7 protein-coding genes are annotated in these 16,054 nt (G+C 41.3%); 1 reads left to right on the top strand and 6 read right to left on the bottom strand.

Going from position 1 to position 16,054, the window contains the following annotated elements; all coding sequences use genetic code 11:
- Window positions 1–196: 196 nt before the first annotated feature.
- Window positions 197–2,236 carry a glycoside hydrolase family 65 protein gene (locus tag WC743_RS23625; RefSeq protein WP_373016025.1) on the bottom strand — a complete coding sequence of 680 codons (2,040 nt, stop codon included), beginning with the start codon at window positions 2,234–2,236 and terminating at the stop codon, window positions 197–199.
- An 11-nt stretch (window positions 2,237–2,247) separates the two neighbouring features.
- Window positions 2,248–3,576: a vanadium-dependent haloperoxidase gene (locus WC743_RS23620; protein WP_373016024.1), complete on the bottom strand. Its 1,329-nt coding sequence runs from the start codon at window positions 3,574–3,576 to the stop codon at window positions 2,248–2,250.
- A gap of 205 nt (window positions 3,577–3,781) precedes the next feature.
- On the opposite strand from WC743_RS23620, the gene WC743_RS23615 reads away from it, so the two are divergent.
- Window positions 3,782–4,720 (top strand): hypothetical protein, encoded by a 939-nt coding sequence (locus tag WC743_RS23615; protein ID WP_373016023.1) that lies wholly within the window; start codon window positions 3,782–3,784, stop codon window positions 4,718–4,720.
- 7 nt (window positions 4,721–4,727) lie between these two features.
- Here the strand turns inward: WC743_RS23615 and WC743_RS23610 are convergent, their stop codons facing one another.
- The 4 genes from WC743_RS23610 to WC743_RS23595 all read right to left on the bottom strand — a co-directional run bounded on the left by WC743_RS23610 (window position 4,728) and on the right by WC743_RS23595 (window position 16,014).
- Window positions 4,728–8,102, bottom strand: a complete 3,375-nt coding sequence (locus tag WC743_RS23610) for an FG-GAP repeat domain-containing protein (RefSeq protein ID WP_373016022.1) — start codon at window positions 8,100–8,102, stop codon at window positions 4,728–4,730.
- Complete coding sequence (locus tag WC743_RS23605) at window positions 8,068–11,364, bottom strand: FG-GAP-like repeat-containing protein (protein WP_373016021.1); 3,297 nt, start codon at window positions 11,362–11,364, stop codon at window positions 8,068–8,070. Before WC743_RS23605 ends, WC743_RS23610 begins: the two co-directional genes overlap by 35 nt.
- Window positions 11,365–11,450: 86 nt before the next feature.
- Window positions 11,451–12,989 carry a RagB/SusD family nutrient uptake outer membrane protein gene (locus WC743_RS23600; protein ID WP_373016020.1) on the bottom strand — a complete coding sequence of 513 codons (1,539 nt, stop codon included), beginning with the start codon at window positions 12,987–12,989 and terminating at the stop codon, window positions 11,451–11,453.
- Between the two features lie 13 nt (window positions 12,990–13,002).
- Entirely contained in the window at window positions 13,003–16,014 is a 3,012-nt protein-coding gene (locus tag WC743_RS23595) for a SusC/RagA family TonB-linked outer membrane protein (RefSeq protein WP_373016019.1), read from the bottom strand.
- Window positions 16,015–16,054 lie beyond the last annotated feature (40 nt).

Here is a 16,054-nt window from a genome sequence, read left to right as displayed (position 1 = left end):
TCTGTCATTAACGCTGTCAGGAACAAATTACTTGCTTTAGCTTTATCTGTGGTCAAAAGAAACAGCCCTTTTATCAAAGAATATCTTTTCACTTTTTCTTGATTATGCCATAGAAATCCCTAACGCGCCATGCACAAATAAAAAGAGACGCAAAATATTGCGTCTCTACATGTATATATCAATATGGATAAAGAACCTACTTCACTGTATAAGTAACCTTATTAACTCCTACCCCTGTAATTTTAAGTGATTTCCAGTTGGATGGCAGCTTACTTTTGATCTGGACTATGCCCGCTGGGGTAATATCCAAACCACCAAAGCCCATTAGCATAGCCTGAATAATACCGCCTGCGCCTGTTGCAAAATATGGGTTAGTCCCTCCCTTGGTTTCCGCAATTACACGGAACGGCGGGTTAAGGTTGGGCTCGTAGGCATCTTTAAACCAGTGATAAGCTTTTTCACCATTGCCTAAACGGGCGTATAATAAAGCAAATACACCCTGCGTCATGGCTGGGGTACCTTCATTTGGTACACGGGTTTCATAATATTCCAGGTCTTTTTTGATCTGGGCCGGGTCGGTTATGGTTTTTAGCGGATAGGCTAACAAGTTAACATCGGCTTGTTTAATGCCTTCGCCTTTGTAGGTAGCAAACTCGCTGGTTACACCATCGGCCATTTTAAGGATAGGAATATTTTTTGCAACATGTGCCCAATCCGGGTCGGCTTTTATACCTAATATTTTGGCCGCGGCAGTAGCGTTTAGCAAATTGGCCTGTGCAGCAGCGTTAGTGAACGCGTTGTTATCAATGTTCTCGGCCCACTCATCAGCGGCTACTACGTTCTTGATATCATAATGACCAACACCGTTACGTTCTACCCGGCTTGCCCAAAAATCGGCAGTGGCAGATAGCAACGGCCAGCCTTTTTCGCGCAGCCATTCCTTATCCTGTGTTACACAGTAATAGTTCCATGCAGCCAGGGCCACACAAGCGCTAATATGGTGCTCAAACGGGCCACTTAATGCCCAAACAGGTGTTTCTTCTACCCCGCTGTCTGCACTTTCCCAGGGAAACATTGCCCCTTTGTAGCCGTGCGAGAATGCGTTTTTACGGGCGTTTTCCAATCGTTCAAAACGGTATTCAACCATTGATTTGGCAATCTCGGGATGCAGCACCAGCATGGCAGGGTACATCCAAACATCGGTATCCCAAAACACGTGCCCGTTGTAGCCTAAGCCTGATAGCCCCATTGGTGATGGCGATAATGCCGTTCCCTCGCGTGAGAACGAATACAAGTGATACAGCATGCTATGTACATCCTGCTGTGCCTGTTCGTCGCCTTCAATCTGGATATCGCTTTTCCAAAGATCATCCCATGCTTTGTTATGAAACTGTATCAGGCGTTCGCGGCCTTCCAGCTTGGCAAAAATGGTTAAGCGCTCGGCCTCATTCAGCGGGTCGGCGTGGTGCGCGGATGTAATTGACGAACCCGTTACGCCATATTTGTAAGTTTGCCCGGCATTAATGGTACGGCTAAATTTCATCAGGTGCATATTGTTATCCCACATTTCGTGAATAACACGCGGCTCTTTGCCGTGCTCCTCATTAAACAAAAACGAAGTGGAGGCGCAAAGCTGCAATTTACCTGTAGGGCTTTTTGCTGTTGATGTTAACAGGCTGATGGTTACATGCGGCCTGTCAATTTCGTTATAATAATTCTCTACCTGCTTTAAAGCATCCGGTGCTTCCATCACGCTGGCAGCAGTAATATTGATGGCCTTTTTTGCGGTTATTGCCACATCCATCAGCACAGTAAAAGGCAGTTGGCGCAGCGAGTAATAAGTGTAGCTAATGCTGGCTTTATCGCCATAATCAAACGTGGTGGTAAAAGCGGCGTGATGCATATCCAGCTCTTGTTTAAAGTTGCTTACCATTTTGGCATCAAGGCGTTTACCATCAACCTCAAGGTACATGTTAAGCAGGTTAAAGCTGTTCAAAAAATTGCTCACACGGCCGCGGCCATACAAGTCATAAGCACCGGCAAGTACCACATTCTTCACTTTAAAAGGCTCCGGCGATGATACAATCCCTATCATTCCGTTGGCCACGGTAATGCCATAGTAGTTGTTAGGGTCTATTTTATCAGCCTTTATTACCCACGGACTAATATTTTGCGCTGAAAGTTGCATAGTAGCAAACAGAATAATTATTGTTACAGCAGATAGAATTCTTCTCATGTAAAACGTCTTTATTTGATCTTTAATTGCAATTTTTCGTTTACCAGCCGGCCTATTTTACGCCCCATCATATTACCTACTACACAGGCATGTTTATAATGGATGCCACCATAAACACGCGATAAGGAGGCTTCTTGTGCAGCGGCCCTGAATGACTGGAAAGTACGCGGCGCAATACCAAATTCAGATTCTGATGAATCGGTATAGCCCAAATTATCGCCAAAATTATGGGTAAGCACCTCGGCGGCGGCGGCCGATATAACGGCGTGCCCGCTAATGTATTCGGGGAACGGAGGTGTTTGAATATATGGCCTCCAATCAGGGTTAAGCAGTTTGGTAATTACTGTTTCCGGGCGAACGCTGTTGGCTTTATATTTTACGTACCAGCAATTTATAAAAGCATCAAACAAAGCAATTGACGACTGGGTATACGCGGCTACAGTAGTATTAAAATCAGAGTTTTTGATTTTTGACCCAATACCGGCAATATTCATCCAGTGGCCTGCGGGCCCAAATTTTTTGGTAGCAAATGAAGCGTGGCCTATCACATTCAGCTTAAAGGCATTATCATCCCAAAAGTCGGCCATGTGGCGCTGTTCCTTATTCAGGCTGTCGCCTATGTTTTTAACCTCTATTACAGCTTTGTAAAAGGTGCTATTCTTATCCGTCATGTTATAAGGCGGCGGTTCGGGTGCCGGCACCTGCGATGCTGAATCTAAAACCATAGGCCTTATCTCGCCCCAGTGTGGCTCAAGCGCCTGTGCATACATAGGCGGGGTTGGTATCCAGCGGCCATCCTTACGGTTTACGGTATATTTACTTGCGCTGCGGGTTTGCGCGTAATTGTCTTTCTTGCTCCATGCCATAATGTGTTTGGCAACAGAATCTGAATAAGCAACAGAGTTTTTAAAAACATCAGACGGCATACCGGCATCTTTTGCTTTCTGCTTTAATTCATCTACATAAATTGCCATACTCCCCTCGGGGAAAGTAACCGCGTTACCTACAAAACAGAAAGACAATAATGAGGCAAATTGAAAATCTATTTCCTTATCCTTTGCAGGTTTTGGTATAGCGGTAAGATGTTTTATTTGCCCGGCTAATGAGCGGTAATGTTTAGGATCGCCGGCGGCAATAACTTCATAAGCGGCAATGTTGGCATAAACGTAGTTACGCGAAGCTATAACCGGTGGAAAGTTATTTTCTAACACAATATCATTCAACTTTTTTACGGTAGTACGGTATAATTCAGGGTCGTGGGTAACTTTCTGATAGTCGGCTTTTTTACAGGATGCAAATATTAATATTACACCTGCAATTAAAAACAGGAAACGGTTCATAGCAATTAATTGGTTTAAGAAAATCCCTTACAATTGGATAAGGATTATATTGGCTCTTTTCTTTGTTTGCAGGCTAATATAAGGTTTTTATGCAAATTGACAGGTATAAAAACTGTTTGATTTTAACTGCCTTATTTAATTACTTTTGCAATGCAAAAAAGCAATTATACTTTTTAAATTTTGCTTTGTTTCTGATTGATTTTTTATGAAAAAACCGGCTCTCTTTGTATTGGGGTTACTGTTACTGGCCTTTATAAGTATCTACTTTATTATCCCTCAGCACATCACCGCTAAAAGCGTTGCTCATGTTGATGTTACCGATGTTAATGTGTTTAAATTTATTATTAAACCCGGATCATGGAAAAAATGGTGGCCAGGTGAACATACCGGTACCGATAGTACAGTATATACGCATAATGGTACCACTTATACCCTGCAAAAAAGCACAAACAGCGATATACAGGTACAGGTTAAAAAGGGCGACGATGTATTAGATAGCCATATTACTTACCTGGCAACCGATGACGGTGCTACCGATGTAACCTGGTATGCCTCAAAACAAAGCAGCACCAATCCCTTTGAACGGATAGCTGACTTTATAGGGATAAAAAATACACAAAAAGACATGAACACCATTCTGGGTTACTTTAAACAGTTTATACAAAAGGATGTAAATGTTTATGGCCTTTCTTTCAAAATTAAGAAGATAACCAACCCTTTGCTGATAACTACCTCTACTACCACCAAAACTTATCCGGCTATGGAAACGGTTTATGGCTTGATAGAAAATTTACACAAACAAATAGCATCACAGGGGGCCAAAGAACTTGGTAGCCCAATGCTTAATGTTAACCAAACCGATGATAATGAGTATGAGGTAAGGGTTGCTTTACCTATAAATAAAGCTATTATACCAGGTGCTGGTACTAAGTTAAATGAAATGGTTAAAGGTGGTAATGTACTGGAGGCAGATGTAAAAGGCGGCCCAAATACTATTAGTGGTGCCTTTATTCAGCTAAAGAATTATCAAAAAGATCATGGGTTAATATCTCCGGCAATGCCTTATGAACAGATAATCACCAACCGGCTTGCAGAAAAAGATACGGCCAAATGGGTTACCAGAATTTATTGGCCAGTTTTTTAAGGCTGGTCTATTTGGTTATCAGCACCAGTTTACCCTCATGCGTTGTTGTTATAAAGCCCGTGCCCTTAGCCGTTTTAATTTGATGGATACCGTTTACCTCCTGAAAGTTCAGTAGCGGATTTATCCAATATTCGGGCATAGCCATTTGCCTTGTGCGGTTATCATAATGGGTGGTTACCAAGCCCAGTGCATCATATTTACCTTCGTAAGGCACAACGCCCCAAAAGTTGCCATTCAACAAAATATCACCCTCTTTATTATTTAGCGGGGTTATTGATCGTATTGGTGCCTGTTGGTATAAATAAGGCAGTTCTGTAACAGCTGTTGCATGCAATACATCACTTATAAAAACACTCCTAAACTGGTTGGCAACTAAACGGCCACTGTCGCTCAACTTGTCTTTAAATATTTCTTCGGTGGTTTTGTCGGCCATTTTCTGGAAACTTAACCACTCCTTTTTAAGGTAGGGCAACTCCTGCTCCAGGTCATTTTTAGGGCGGAACGGGTAGTATTTCCCTTTGTAGAAATAAGATAGCACTAAATCATTCTTGCCATCATTATCCATATCACTGTTATACGCGTATAATGGTTGTGTGCCGGTTACATTATATTTATTGTTCTCGCCCCAGTTACCTGCAATAAGATCGGCTTTACCATCATTGTTTATATCGGTAACTATTGCCGACTGCCACCAACCCTTTGCGTTATCTAACAATGGCGATGAGAATTTTACAAGTTTTTTATTCTTATTCAGGAAGATCTGTACCGGCTGCCATTCGGCAGATACGATAATATCATCGGTGCCATTATGGTCAATATCACTTGCCGTTATACTTGTCATGAACTGTATGCCGGTTAATTGGGCAAATTGACTTTTAGGGGCAATAATAAAGTTGCCATCCTTTTTATTCAGCAGCACTACAGATGCTGCAGGTGCGGTATAGTTGGTAAACGATATGCTGCTGTTCAGGAAAATATCTTTTAATCCATCACCGTCAAAGTCATAAACAAATATTTTATTTACCAGGTCTGCAACCATTGGCAAGGCCTTATACTCAAACTGAAAATTACCTTTGTTGATGTATAAACGCGGCGGTATGCGCTTGCCAACTTCTATAAAAGGATGGTTGGCGCTTAGCACCACGAGGTCTGGCAAGCCATCGTTGTTTACATCAGTCCATTGGGCTTCGGTATCGCCGTATTCTTTAAATGCTTCAAAGCCTTTTACGGCTACCTTATTGAATGCACCACTTTTTGATCCGGTTAAAATATACTTTTCTTCGCCTGCAATGCCGCCTACATAAATGTCATCCATGCCGTCCTTATTAGCGTCGGCAACAGCTATAGCCGAGGTATGCGGCAAATAGGTATGCGGCAATAAGTTATAATAATTAAAGTCGGGGGTTTCAAAGGTTTGCAAAGTAGCCAGTATATTGGCTTTTACAGGGACGCTGTTAAACTGCTTTTCGGCACTTATGTAGCTTTTTATTAAGCCGGTAACATCTGCAGTGGTTTGTGTTTGCGCTTTGTTGTAAACAATAACCGACTTTTTATTCAAACTAAAGTTTTTAATTACCTGGTATGAATTATCGGGCCAGAGCACCATTAGTTCAACCGGTTTATCGCCCGGTAAAAAAGTGAACAGCAAGTTATTACCCTGTGTGCTTTCATATGCTGTGCTGGTTTGTATCTCCTGATGATCTACCTGTTTTTGCGACCGCATGAACAATTTTGTGCCGATACCTTCCGTATTCCCTTTGGTATATTTTACACTCAAACTCAGGAAAGCGGGCTTTTTATCCTTGCTTTTTTCCATCGTCATGTTTTGATAGATGTAGGCCGGCTCATCCATGTTATTGGTGATCAGCTCTAAGTCTCCATCATTATCCAGGTCTACAGCTACCGCGCCAGCAGAAATAGATCCTTTCTCCATATCATTACCGGCAGATATGTCATTAAATTTTAAATCATCGCCACCACGGTAAAGATAGTTGTGCACATCGCCGTTAGGCATTAAATTGATCTTTTCACGATCAAAGAAACGACTTGTTTTAAAGTCTTTGATGGTATTTGGGTCACCCAGATACTTCAGATAATCCATATCATTCAGGCGTTTTTTTATCCCGTTGGAGAAAAACATATCCTTGCGGCCGTCCATATCAAAATCTTGCACCAGTGGCGACCATGTCCAATCTGTTGCAGACATCCCCGAGTGGAGGCTGATATCAACAAACTTTTTACCGTTCGCTACATTTAGTTGCAGAGAATTTTTGGAGTATTGATAATAGTATCCGGCATTTACTTCCTGGTTATAAATATCAAGCGGCTCATCATTAATGGTTGATTTTAGCGCCTTTATTTCTTCGGGCAGCATATCGGTACTTATCACATCCAAAAGGCCATCTTTATTTACATCGCTAAGGGTATTACCCATAGAGAATAAACTGGTATGCCCGAATGCGCTTTTTAATTCCTCTTTAAAAGTGCCGTTCTGCTGGTTAATGTAATAGTAATCCTGCTCAAAAAAGTCGTTACTAACGTAAATATCATCCCAGCCATCATTGTTTAAATCGCCTACGCTTACACCCAAACCGTAACCTATTGGCGCCGAGTAAATCCCCGAGCCTGCTGTTACATCGGTAAATTTACCACCGTCATTTCTATACAGGTGATCGCCTGCATCATGGCTAACTTTAAAACGCTGGGTAGAATCGCCATAGGTATCATTACTGTGAACAGATGAGGTAAGCAGGAACATATCCAGATCGCCATCTTTATCATAATCAAAAAAAGATGCCTGTGTAGAGAAACCCGAAAAATCTAACCCATACTTAGCAGCCGACTCTGTAAAGGTCATGTTGCCGTTGTTGATATAGAGCTGGTTTTTGCCTTTGAAGTTCTTGAAGTTTGCAACCACGCAAACATATATGTCTTTTAATCCGTCGCCGTTAATATCTACTACGGTTACCCCGGTTTTCCAGCTGCCGGTACCGGCTAAGCCAGCCTTGGCGGTAACATCTTCAAACTTAAGGCCGCCTTTGTTAAGGTATAATTTATTAGAGCCCTGGTTTGATGAAAAGTAAAGATCTTCCAACCCGTCGTTATTAAAATCTGCCGATGCCAAACCTGCTCCATTGTAAAAGTACAGGTAGTCCAATATATTCACCGAGTCAGACTCGGGGTTTTTATTTACAAAATCAACATGACTTTTCTCAGCAGATAGCAATTTAAAAATACCGTCGCCCGTATTTTTTGTTTTGCATGAACTTAAAAGAAACAGCCCTGCTATAACAACCAGGCAACCAAATGTGTATGACTTGTATAAATTAGCTTTCAGCATGCCTGGCCTAACGTAATTTGTAAGCTTTAAGCTTGTCATCATTAATACCGAATAAATAATATTTTGCTCCCTGGCCGTTTTTTATCATCAATGAAGAGCGGACCTGCCCGGTTAGTTTTATTCCACTTTTCGAAGGCGAAATATACGTAAAACCATTTTTAGTGTACTTATAAATTTGCCCGTAACTTGCATCTAAACGGCCAACTTCGGGTTTAAGGCCATAAAAGTTACCACCCAGCATTATTGCCGGCACACCACTGTTATCAATATCATCAACCAAAATAGTGCCTACGTTTGATAGCTGCGCATTGTAAGGAAATGGCTTTATTGTAAACTTGCTGCCATCATTAATAAATACGGCAGATGCCAGGTAATTCATCTCATGCATTTCTGCACCTTTCAAGGCCTCGTCATTAAAGATCTCGCTAAATTGTTTGCCTGCATAGTCGGTATATTTTAAATATCTCTTTTTAAGCAGCGGCATTTGGCCCACCAGATCAGGCTTCATATGAAATACATAGGGAATGTGATCTGTTTTGTACATTGATGTAACACATTCTTTAGTGCCATTGTTGTCAAAATCTTTAATGTAGATCTTCATCGGTTCATTAGCAGTAGCCCTGAATTTTGAATTAAGGCCAATGTTGCCCGCAAGTATATCCAGTTTACCATCGCCATTTATATCTGCAACTTGCAGGCTGCCCCACCACCCTTTGTAGTTATCCAGCTGCTTATCCTGTATAAACTTGCCTTTATTATTCTTAAATATTTTTATCCCCATCCAATTACCTGCAACAATAAGGTCCGGATAGCCATTGTTATCAATATCTGCCCACTGAGCAGCTGTTACCATGCCCAGCTTATTATCACCCAAAATTTCTTTTGATACATCAGTAAAGTTGCCTTTACCATCGTTATGCATCACATATGATTCTGGCGAAACACCATAGGTACCCGGTACACTGCGCCCGCCAACAAACAAATCAAGGTGGCCATCTTTATCATAATCGCTTGCAATTATAACTGATGCATTTACCGGTGCGTGTACTACTTTTTGCGCGTTACGGTGCAGGTTGCCCTTACCATCATTTTCAAAAAATCTGGAGAAATATATAGGTGTACCAGCCTCACTCTCATTACCACCAACTCCTATTATCAAATCTTCGTCGCCATCGCCGTCAAAATCGCCAAATACGGCACCCGCGTTCTCCAGATAAGTTTGTGCTTGCAGATCCTTTGGAATATATCGTTTAAACCTGCCGTTCTTTTGCTGAACGTAGATAGCAGCCGGACTATCCTTTGAGTTTCCGAAGTAAAAATCGGTAAGGCCGTCTTTATTGATATCGCCTTTAGCCATATACGGATTATCTGTTGACAGCATTTGCAGCATCAGGCGCTCGTTATCAAAATCTATAAAACCATCTTCGGTGTGCTTTGGTACCGAGTCAAACAAGGTTTTGGCTGTTTCAACAAACAAAGGCTTAACCGGTAGTTTGGTAAAATTGTATGTTTGTTTAGCATTCTCAATTTTATAGGTGTAAACCTTATTTGCCGGTAGTTTTTTGGCTACCTCGTATTTACCGCCCGGCCAAATGATCTGCAATGAATCTACCTGTTTTACTTTACCCAACCCAATAGTGATAAGGTTTGGCGATGTACTGCTTTCAAAACCGCGTGTAGGCTGGTGGTAGTACACATATGATGCACCTTTGGCAAAAGCTTTTACGGTAGCCCCAACACCAAACTTGTTTTGGCCGTTGCCTTGTAATTTCAGCTGGATGTAGTTATTGTTCAGCTTTTCTGCATTACTCTTATAAATAAATAAGGGCATGTTAACATTATTAACAATAAGGTCGTTGTCACCGTCACCGTCCAGGTCGCCATAGGCTGCGCCGTTACTAAACGAAGCCTGATCTAACCCAAATTCTTTTACTTTATTGGTAAAGGTAAGATCATGATTGTTTGCGAACGCGTAGTTTACCAATGGTGTTGAAACCATCTTGTCTGTAAAGTTCTTATAATCGAATTTCCGTTTCTCGGCAATCTTTTCCATGTTTTCCCGGTTGCCTAAAAATTCAATATAATCCTGGTCGGTAAGGTCTTTATATATGCCGTTAGATACAAAAATATCTTTCCAGCCGTCGTTATCCATATCAAAAAACAGCGCACCCCAGCTCCAGTCTGTTGCGCTAACACCTGCATTAAAGGCTATTTCAGAGAAAGTGCCATCGCCGTTATTTAATTGCAGGCAGTTTTGCATGTACTGGTTAAAGTAACCATCGTGCTGTTTTAGCTTTATCACGTCAAATGATTCAAACGAAGTCATTTGCTTTAAACGTTTATCGCCCTCGGGCAGCATTTCAGTAGTAAAAATATCAAGGTTCCCGTCGTTATTAATGTCGGCAATGTCTGATCCCATCGACGCCAGGCTCAGGTGCCCTGTCTGCTCTTGTATATCTTCTTTAAAAGTTCCGTTCTTTTGGTTAATATATAAGTAATCGCGCTCAAAAAAATCATTGGATACATAAATATCAGGATAGCCATCATTATTAACATCGGCCACTGATACGCCCAGGCCAAAGCCAATATCGCTTGAAAATATCCCTGCTTCTTTTGTTACATTTATAAAGTGGCCGCCATCATTACGGTATAAACGTGCACCGCCCAGTTCATCAACTACCGAGCGCAGGTTTTTGCTAAAATCAAACGAACCTATTGGCCTGAAGGAGTTGTTGAGTATAAAACAATCCAGGTCGCCATCATTATCATAATCAAAAAATATTGATTGTGTTGATAGCCCGTTGTCAACAAGTCCATATTTTTCGGCCTCTTCCTTAAAAGTGCCATTTTTTTGGTTGATGAAAAGCTCATTGCCTTTTCTATCAATAATGTTTCCGCTATGGCAAACATAAATATCCAGCCAGCCATCTCCATTAATATCAACCATGGTAACACCGGTGCTCCAATATTTGGTACCTTTTACTCCTGCTTTATCGGTAATATCATCAAATTTCCAGTTGCCCTTATTTAGATAGAGCTGGTTACCTACCTGGTTTGATGTTAGATAGATATCATTCAACCCGTCGTTATTGATATCACCTATAGCAACACCGCCGCCATTGTAGTAATTACGAAATGTAAATACATTGGTTTTGTCTTGCTCATTTAGTTTATTGGTAAAGTTGATGCCTAACTCATTGTTAGCTTGTATGGAAAAGAGCGGATTTTTAACGCTATCTTTTTTACAGGATACTATCCCGGCTAAAAAAATAATTAAAGAAAAAAGGGGTATTTTTTTAAACATTGAAAGGTGCAGAAAAAACAAACGTAGCGAATTTCTTCGCTACGTTTAATATCAAATATACTAATTGAACACTGGTTTTATTTTAATTAATAACCAGGGTTCTGTTTTAAGTTCGGGTTGGTATCAACCGCACGTTGTGGGATTGGATACAGGGTACGTGATTTATCAGTTGCAAGAGGGCGCTGATCAACCGGATCATTGAACTTCTCAAAACGAATAAGGTCATTCCTTCTCCAACCTTCCCAATATAACTCACGTCCGCGTTCTGCAAGTAATATTACTGGAGTAACAGAAGCTACAGGAGTTGCACCACGTGGGGTACGTATAGCATTTACAATTGTTAATGCAGATTGACCCAATGGATCAGTACCGCCACGCATAATTGCTTCAGCTTTTTCTAACATAACATCGGCATAACGCAGAAATACGTAATCGTTATCTGAGTTATCATCATTAACCGTGTTGTTTGCTGATGGTTGCGGGAAATATTTAAATACCCTGATGCCTTGTGCTTCTGTAGAGAAGTTTAAGTTAACGTCTTCTGTAAAGATAAGTGGTTTACCGCCACGTTGTTTTAAAGCTACGCCACCCGGGCCAAATTGCTGCCCAATTGCAAAACCTGCTCTTAAACCAATTTTATCGGTTAAGCCCGGGTATGCAACGCCGCGGCGCTCATCTGTTGGTTCAAATGATTTGTAAAAATCAGCAAGGGTTGTAAAACCATTCCAGCCATCTGGTGTCTGGTTGTAGTGTAAGCCCATTCTCCAACGGTTTTTAGCCGATGCAGGTGCGCTTGTAGCTGTGTTGTATAAACCAAAGATGTTACCGTGAGATTGTGTGGTGTTATCCCAGGCAAAATCCTGGAAGTACTTACCAGCCGGCTCTAATGAATAACCTGCAGCAGTAATTTTGTTAGCATACTCAATTACTTTATCCATATCAGCTTTAGCAAATGTAAACGGGCCGCCAACTGTTGTTGCGTTATAAACGGCTCTGTTCAAATAAACTTTAGCTAACAATGCTTGTGCTGACGCTTTGCTTGCAATACCAATGTTTGCAGATGTAGTTAAGCCAGCTTCAGCTAGTTCAAGATCTTTAATGATAAAATCTGTGGCCTCGCTGCGAGTCATAACTTTTGGAACATCAGAGTTTGGCGCCAATGGATCACGGAATGGTTGCTGACCGTATAGATCAACTACCTGGAACATGAAGAAAGCGCGTAAAAAACTTGCTTCGGCTTTGATCTTTGCATCAGTTGCCCTTGCAATAACCTGGCTTGCACGAAATACACCAATATTTAACTGATCCCAGGTATCATTGATCTGGTTGTGTGAGGCATTCCATGTGTGCGTGTGTAATTTACGCCATGTGCCAAAATCTCCCCAGTCAGTACCACGCGTCGGGCCCATCATCTCATCTGTTGGGTGCTCTTGTAACGCATAAGTGTTTGCCTGATCTGCCTGACCATATAACTGCGTGTACACACCATTTAAATCTGCAGGTGTAGCCGTTCCTCCCTGGTCTACAGATTTAGATCCATAGACTGTTTCATTCAATTTTGTACAGCTTGCAGCAGTAAGGAGAACTAAACTGCAAATAACTGCTCTTGTCGCTATTTTTTTCATACTAATATTTTTTTTAGAAACTTGCATTTAAACCTAATGTAAATGTGCGTGCGCTTGGGTAAGATGTATAATCAATACCTCTTGATGGCACACCATTCCTTTGTTTGTCTGTGTTTACTTCTGGATCAATACCGCTGTAATTTGTAATCAGGAATATGTTTTGACCAGTTAATGATACACGCAGCGACTTAATTTTGCTGCCTTTAAGCGGGAATGTATAACCTACGTTTGCATTGCTCAATCTTAAGAAATCACCTTTCTCTAAGAAACGGGTTGATACCTCGCCAGAGTTAAGTGGGTTTTCATTACTTGCAGCAACTTCTTTAGTTACGTTACGACCGCTCACAAGGTTGCCTTTATAGAAGAAGGCATTTGCAGTATTGTTATAAATATAGAAACCAGTTGCACCATTCAGGAAGAAGCTTAAGTTCCAGGCACCGTAAGTAAAGTTGTTGGTTAAACCAGCATTAAACTTAGGGATAGGGCTTCCTTGTATAGTTGAAGCATCAATACCTTGTGGATATATACCAAAACCATTAGCATCTAAACCAGCGTAGTTAGGTACGTTGAAGGTGAAAAGTGGATAGCCATTAGCAAATAACTGTGCGTAAGCACCAGATAAGCCCTGGCCATCAATGTTACCGGTAATTACGTTACGGTTACCAAAGTTCTCGATACGGTTTTTAGTAAACGTCATGTTATAAGTAACATCCCAGGTAAATTTAGTACCCTGTACAGCTGCAAAATTTAAGCCAACCTCAACACCTGTATTTCTAACGTTACCAGGTAAGTTAACCCAAACCCTTGTATCTGCTGCCGGTTGTGCAATATCCTGTAAGAATAACAGGTCTGTTGTTTTCTTATTAAAATAATCAACAGTACCGCTTAAACGGCCTTTAAGAATTGTGAAATCGATACCTGCACCATAGGCAACATCTTTTTGCCATTTCAGATCTGGATTCGCAGCATTTAAAGGTGGATTTGCAGAACCGTCATAGTTAAGCTGCCTTAATGCTAAAGATGCATATGAAGGGAACTCCTGGTTACCTGTTTGACCATAATTTAACCTGATGCTTAAATCATCAAATAAGCCGCCTTTAGGCATAAAGCCTTCGTTGCTTACGCGCCATTTAGCCGCTACCGCAGGGAAGTTACCATATTTGTTATTAGCACCAAAACGTGATGAACCGTCTCTACGTATAGTTCCTGTTAAGATGTAACGATCTTTATAAGAGTAGTTAACACGTGCAAAATACGATTGCAATTTGTAGCTGCTGCTATCACCAATAGGATAAGCTAATTGGTTTTGGAAATCGCTCATATCTTTTACTAACACACCCGCAGTAGATGTACCCCAGCCAACCTGGTTACGGTTATAGTTTTTAAAAGTTTGGTATGAATAACCGGCCAAAGCAGTTAATGAACTGTTATCGCTCCACTTTTTGTCGTAATTTAAAGTGTGCTCTGTAGTATAGTTTGTAAGTTCAGTATTTTGGTAAATAGCACGGCCGTTACCAGTTGCAGAAGGGATATTAAAGTTACGGATACCTGTTGCATCGGTATAACCAATTACTTTAGGATCATAGAATGTTTTCCTTAAGCCCCTTGATATATCGGCACCAAAGCTCCCCTTGTAAGATAAACCTTCAAATAACCTTAAGGTCATTGTTAAGTTGTTCAGGTAACGGTTAATGTTATCCTTGTCATCAATTTGGTTTAACAACGAAACCGGGTTACGGAAACTGTTACCTGTTGGTATACCATCGGCATTGTAACCATTAAGGTTAAACAATCTGCCTTGTGCATCATATACAGGTGCAGTTGGGTTTAATTGTATTGCTGCACCAATTAAGCTACCGTTAAAACCGGCGTTATTGGTGATCTGTGCAAACTGATCTTTTACGTTAGAGTATAATGATTGCAGATCAAATTTTAATCTTTCACCAAAAAGTGATTGAGATGCGTTAACACGTGCAGTTAAACGTTTTAAGCTGGTGTTTTTAACGATACCATTCTGATCGTCATAACCAACAGAAGCACGGTAGCTACCTGTGTTATTTGCACCACCAAAGCCTAAGTTATAGCCTTGTGACACAGCGCTTCTTAAAATTTGCTTTTGCCAATCGGTATTACCGCCATAATCAACAGCGGCGGCGTCAGCACCTACAGCTGCAACGGCTGTTAAGAATTGGTCACGATCAAGCAGGTCATATTTTTTAGCTGCAGTTGCAACGCTTGTTGTTGCAGAAAACTGTATGCCCTGTCCTTTACGGCCCTTACGGGTAGTAATTAATACAACACCGTTAGCACCACGTGAACCGTAGATTGCTGCAGATGATGCATCCTTTAATATACTGATGTTTTCGATATCAGCAGGGTTAATAAATGCTAAAGGGTTACGGGCAGCTGACATACCTGCCCCGCTATCAAAACCGCTTGCTGTACCGCCACCATCCAAAGGCACGCCATCCACAACGTATAATGGGTTGTTACCCGCACGTAATGAACTGGTACCACGAATGTTGATTGTAACACCAGCACCTGGCTCGCCACTTGCCGGAGTAACCTGTACACCTGCAATACGGCCCTGTAATAATTGCTCCGGAGTTGCAATAACACCCTTGTTAAAATCTTTGGTGCCTATTGAAGCTACCGAACCTGTTGCGTCTTTAACACGCTGGGTACCGTAACCTATTACAACTACCTCGTTCAGCGCTGTACTGGTAGCTTCCATACTAACACCAACTGATACTTTGCCATCAAGGTTAACTGTTAATTTGTTGTAACCCAAATAAGAGAAAGTAAGGCTTGTAGTATTAGCCGGTGCAGATAAACGGAATGTACCATCAACGCTTGTTAATGTGCCGCTTCCAGCGCCTGCACCCACAGATACACCTATTAGAGGCGACCCGTCCTTTTTGTCGGTCACTTTACCTGTTATAACCTTGTTTTGCGCCAACGCGGGCTCAATAAACAAGCAGGTTAAAGCAAAAAAACATAATGTGAGTAAGTGTTTAAATTGCATAGTTTGTGGTTTAATTAAAAATTGGTTATATAAAAATTTA

This window comes from Mucilaginibacter sp., assembly GCF_041660805.1.
Taxonomy (GTDB): domain Bacteria; phylum Bacteroidota; class Bacteroidia; order Sphingobacteriales; family Sphingobacteriaceae; genus Mucilaginibacter.
Note: the sequence above shows the minus strand (reverse complement) of the source record. Positions and strands in the feature narration are given on the sequence as shown.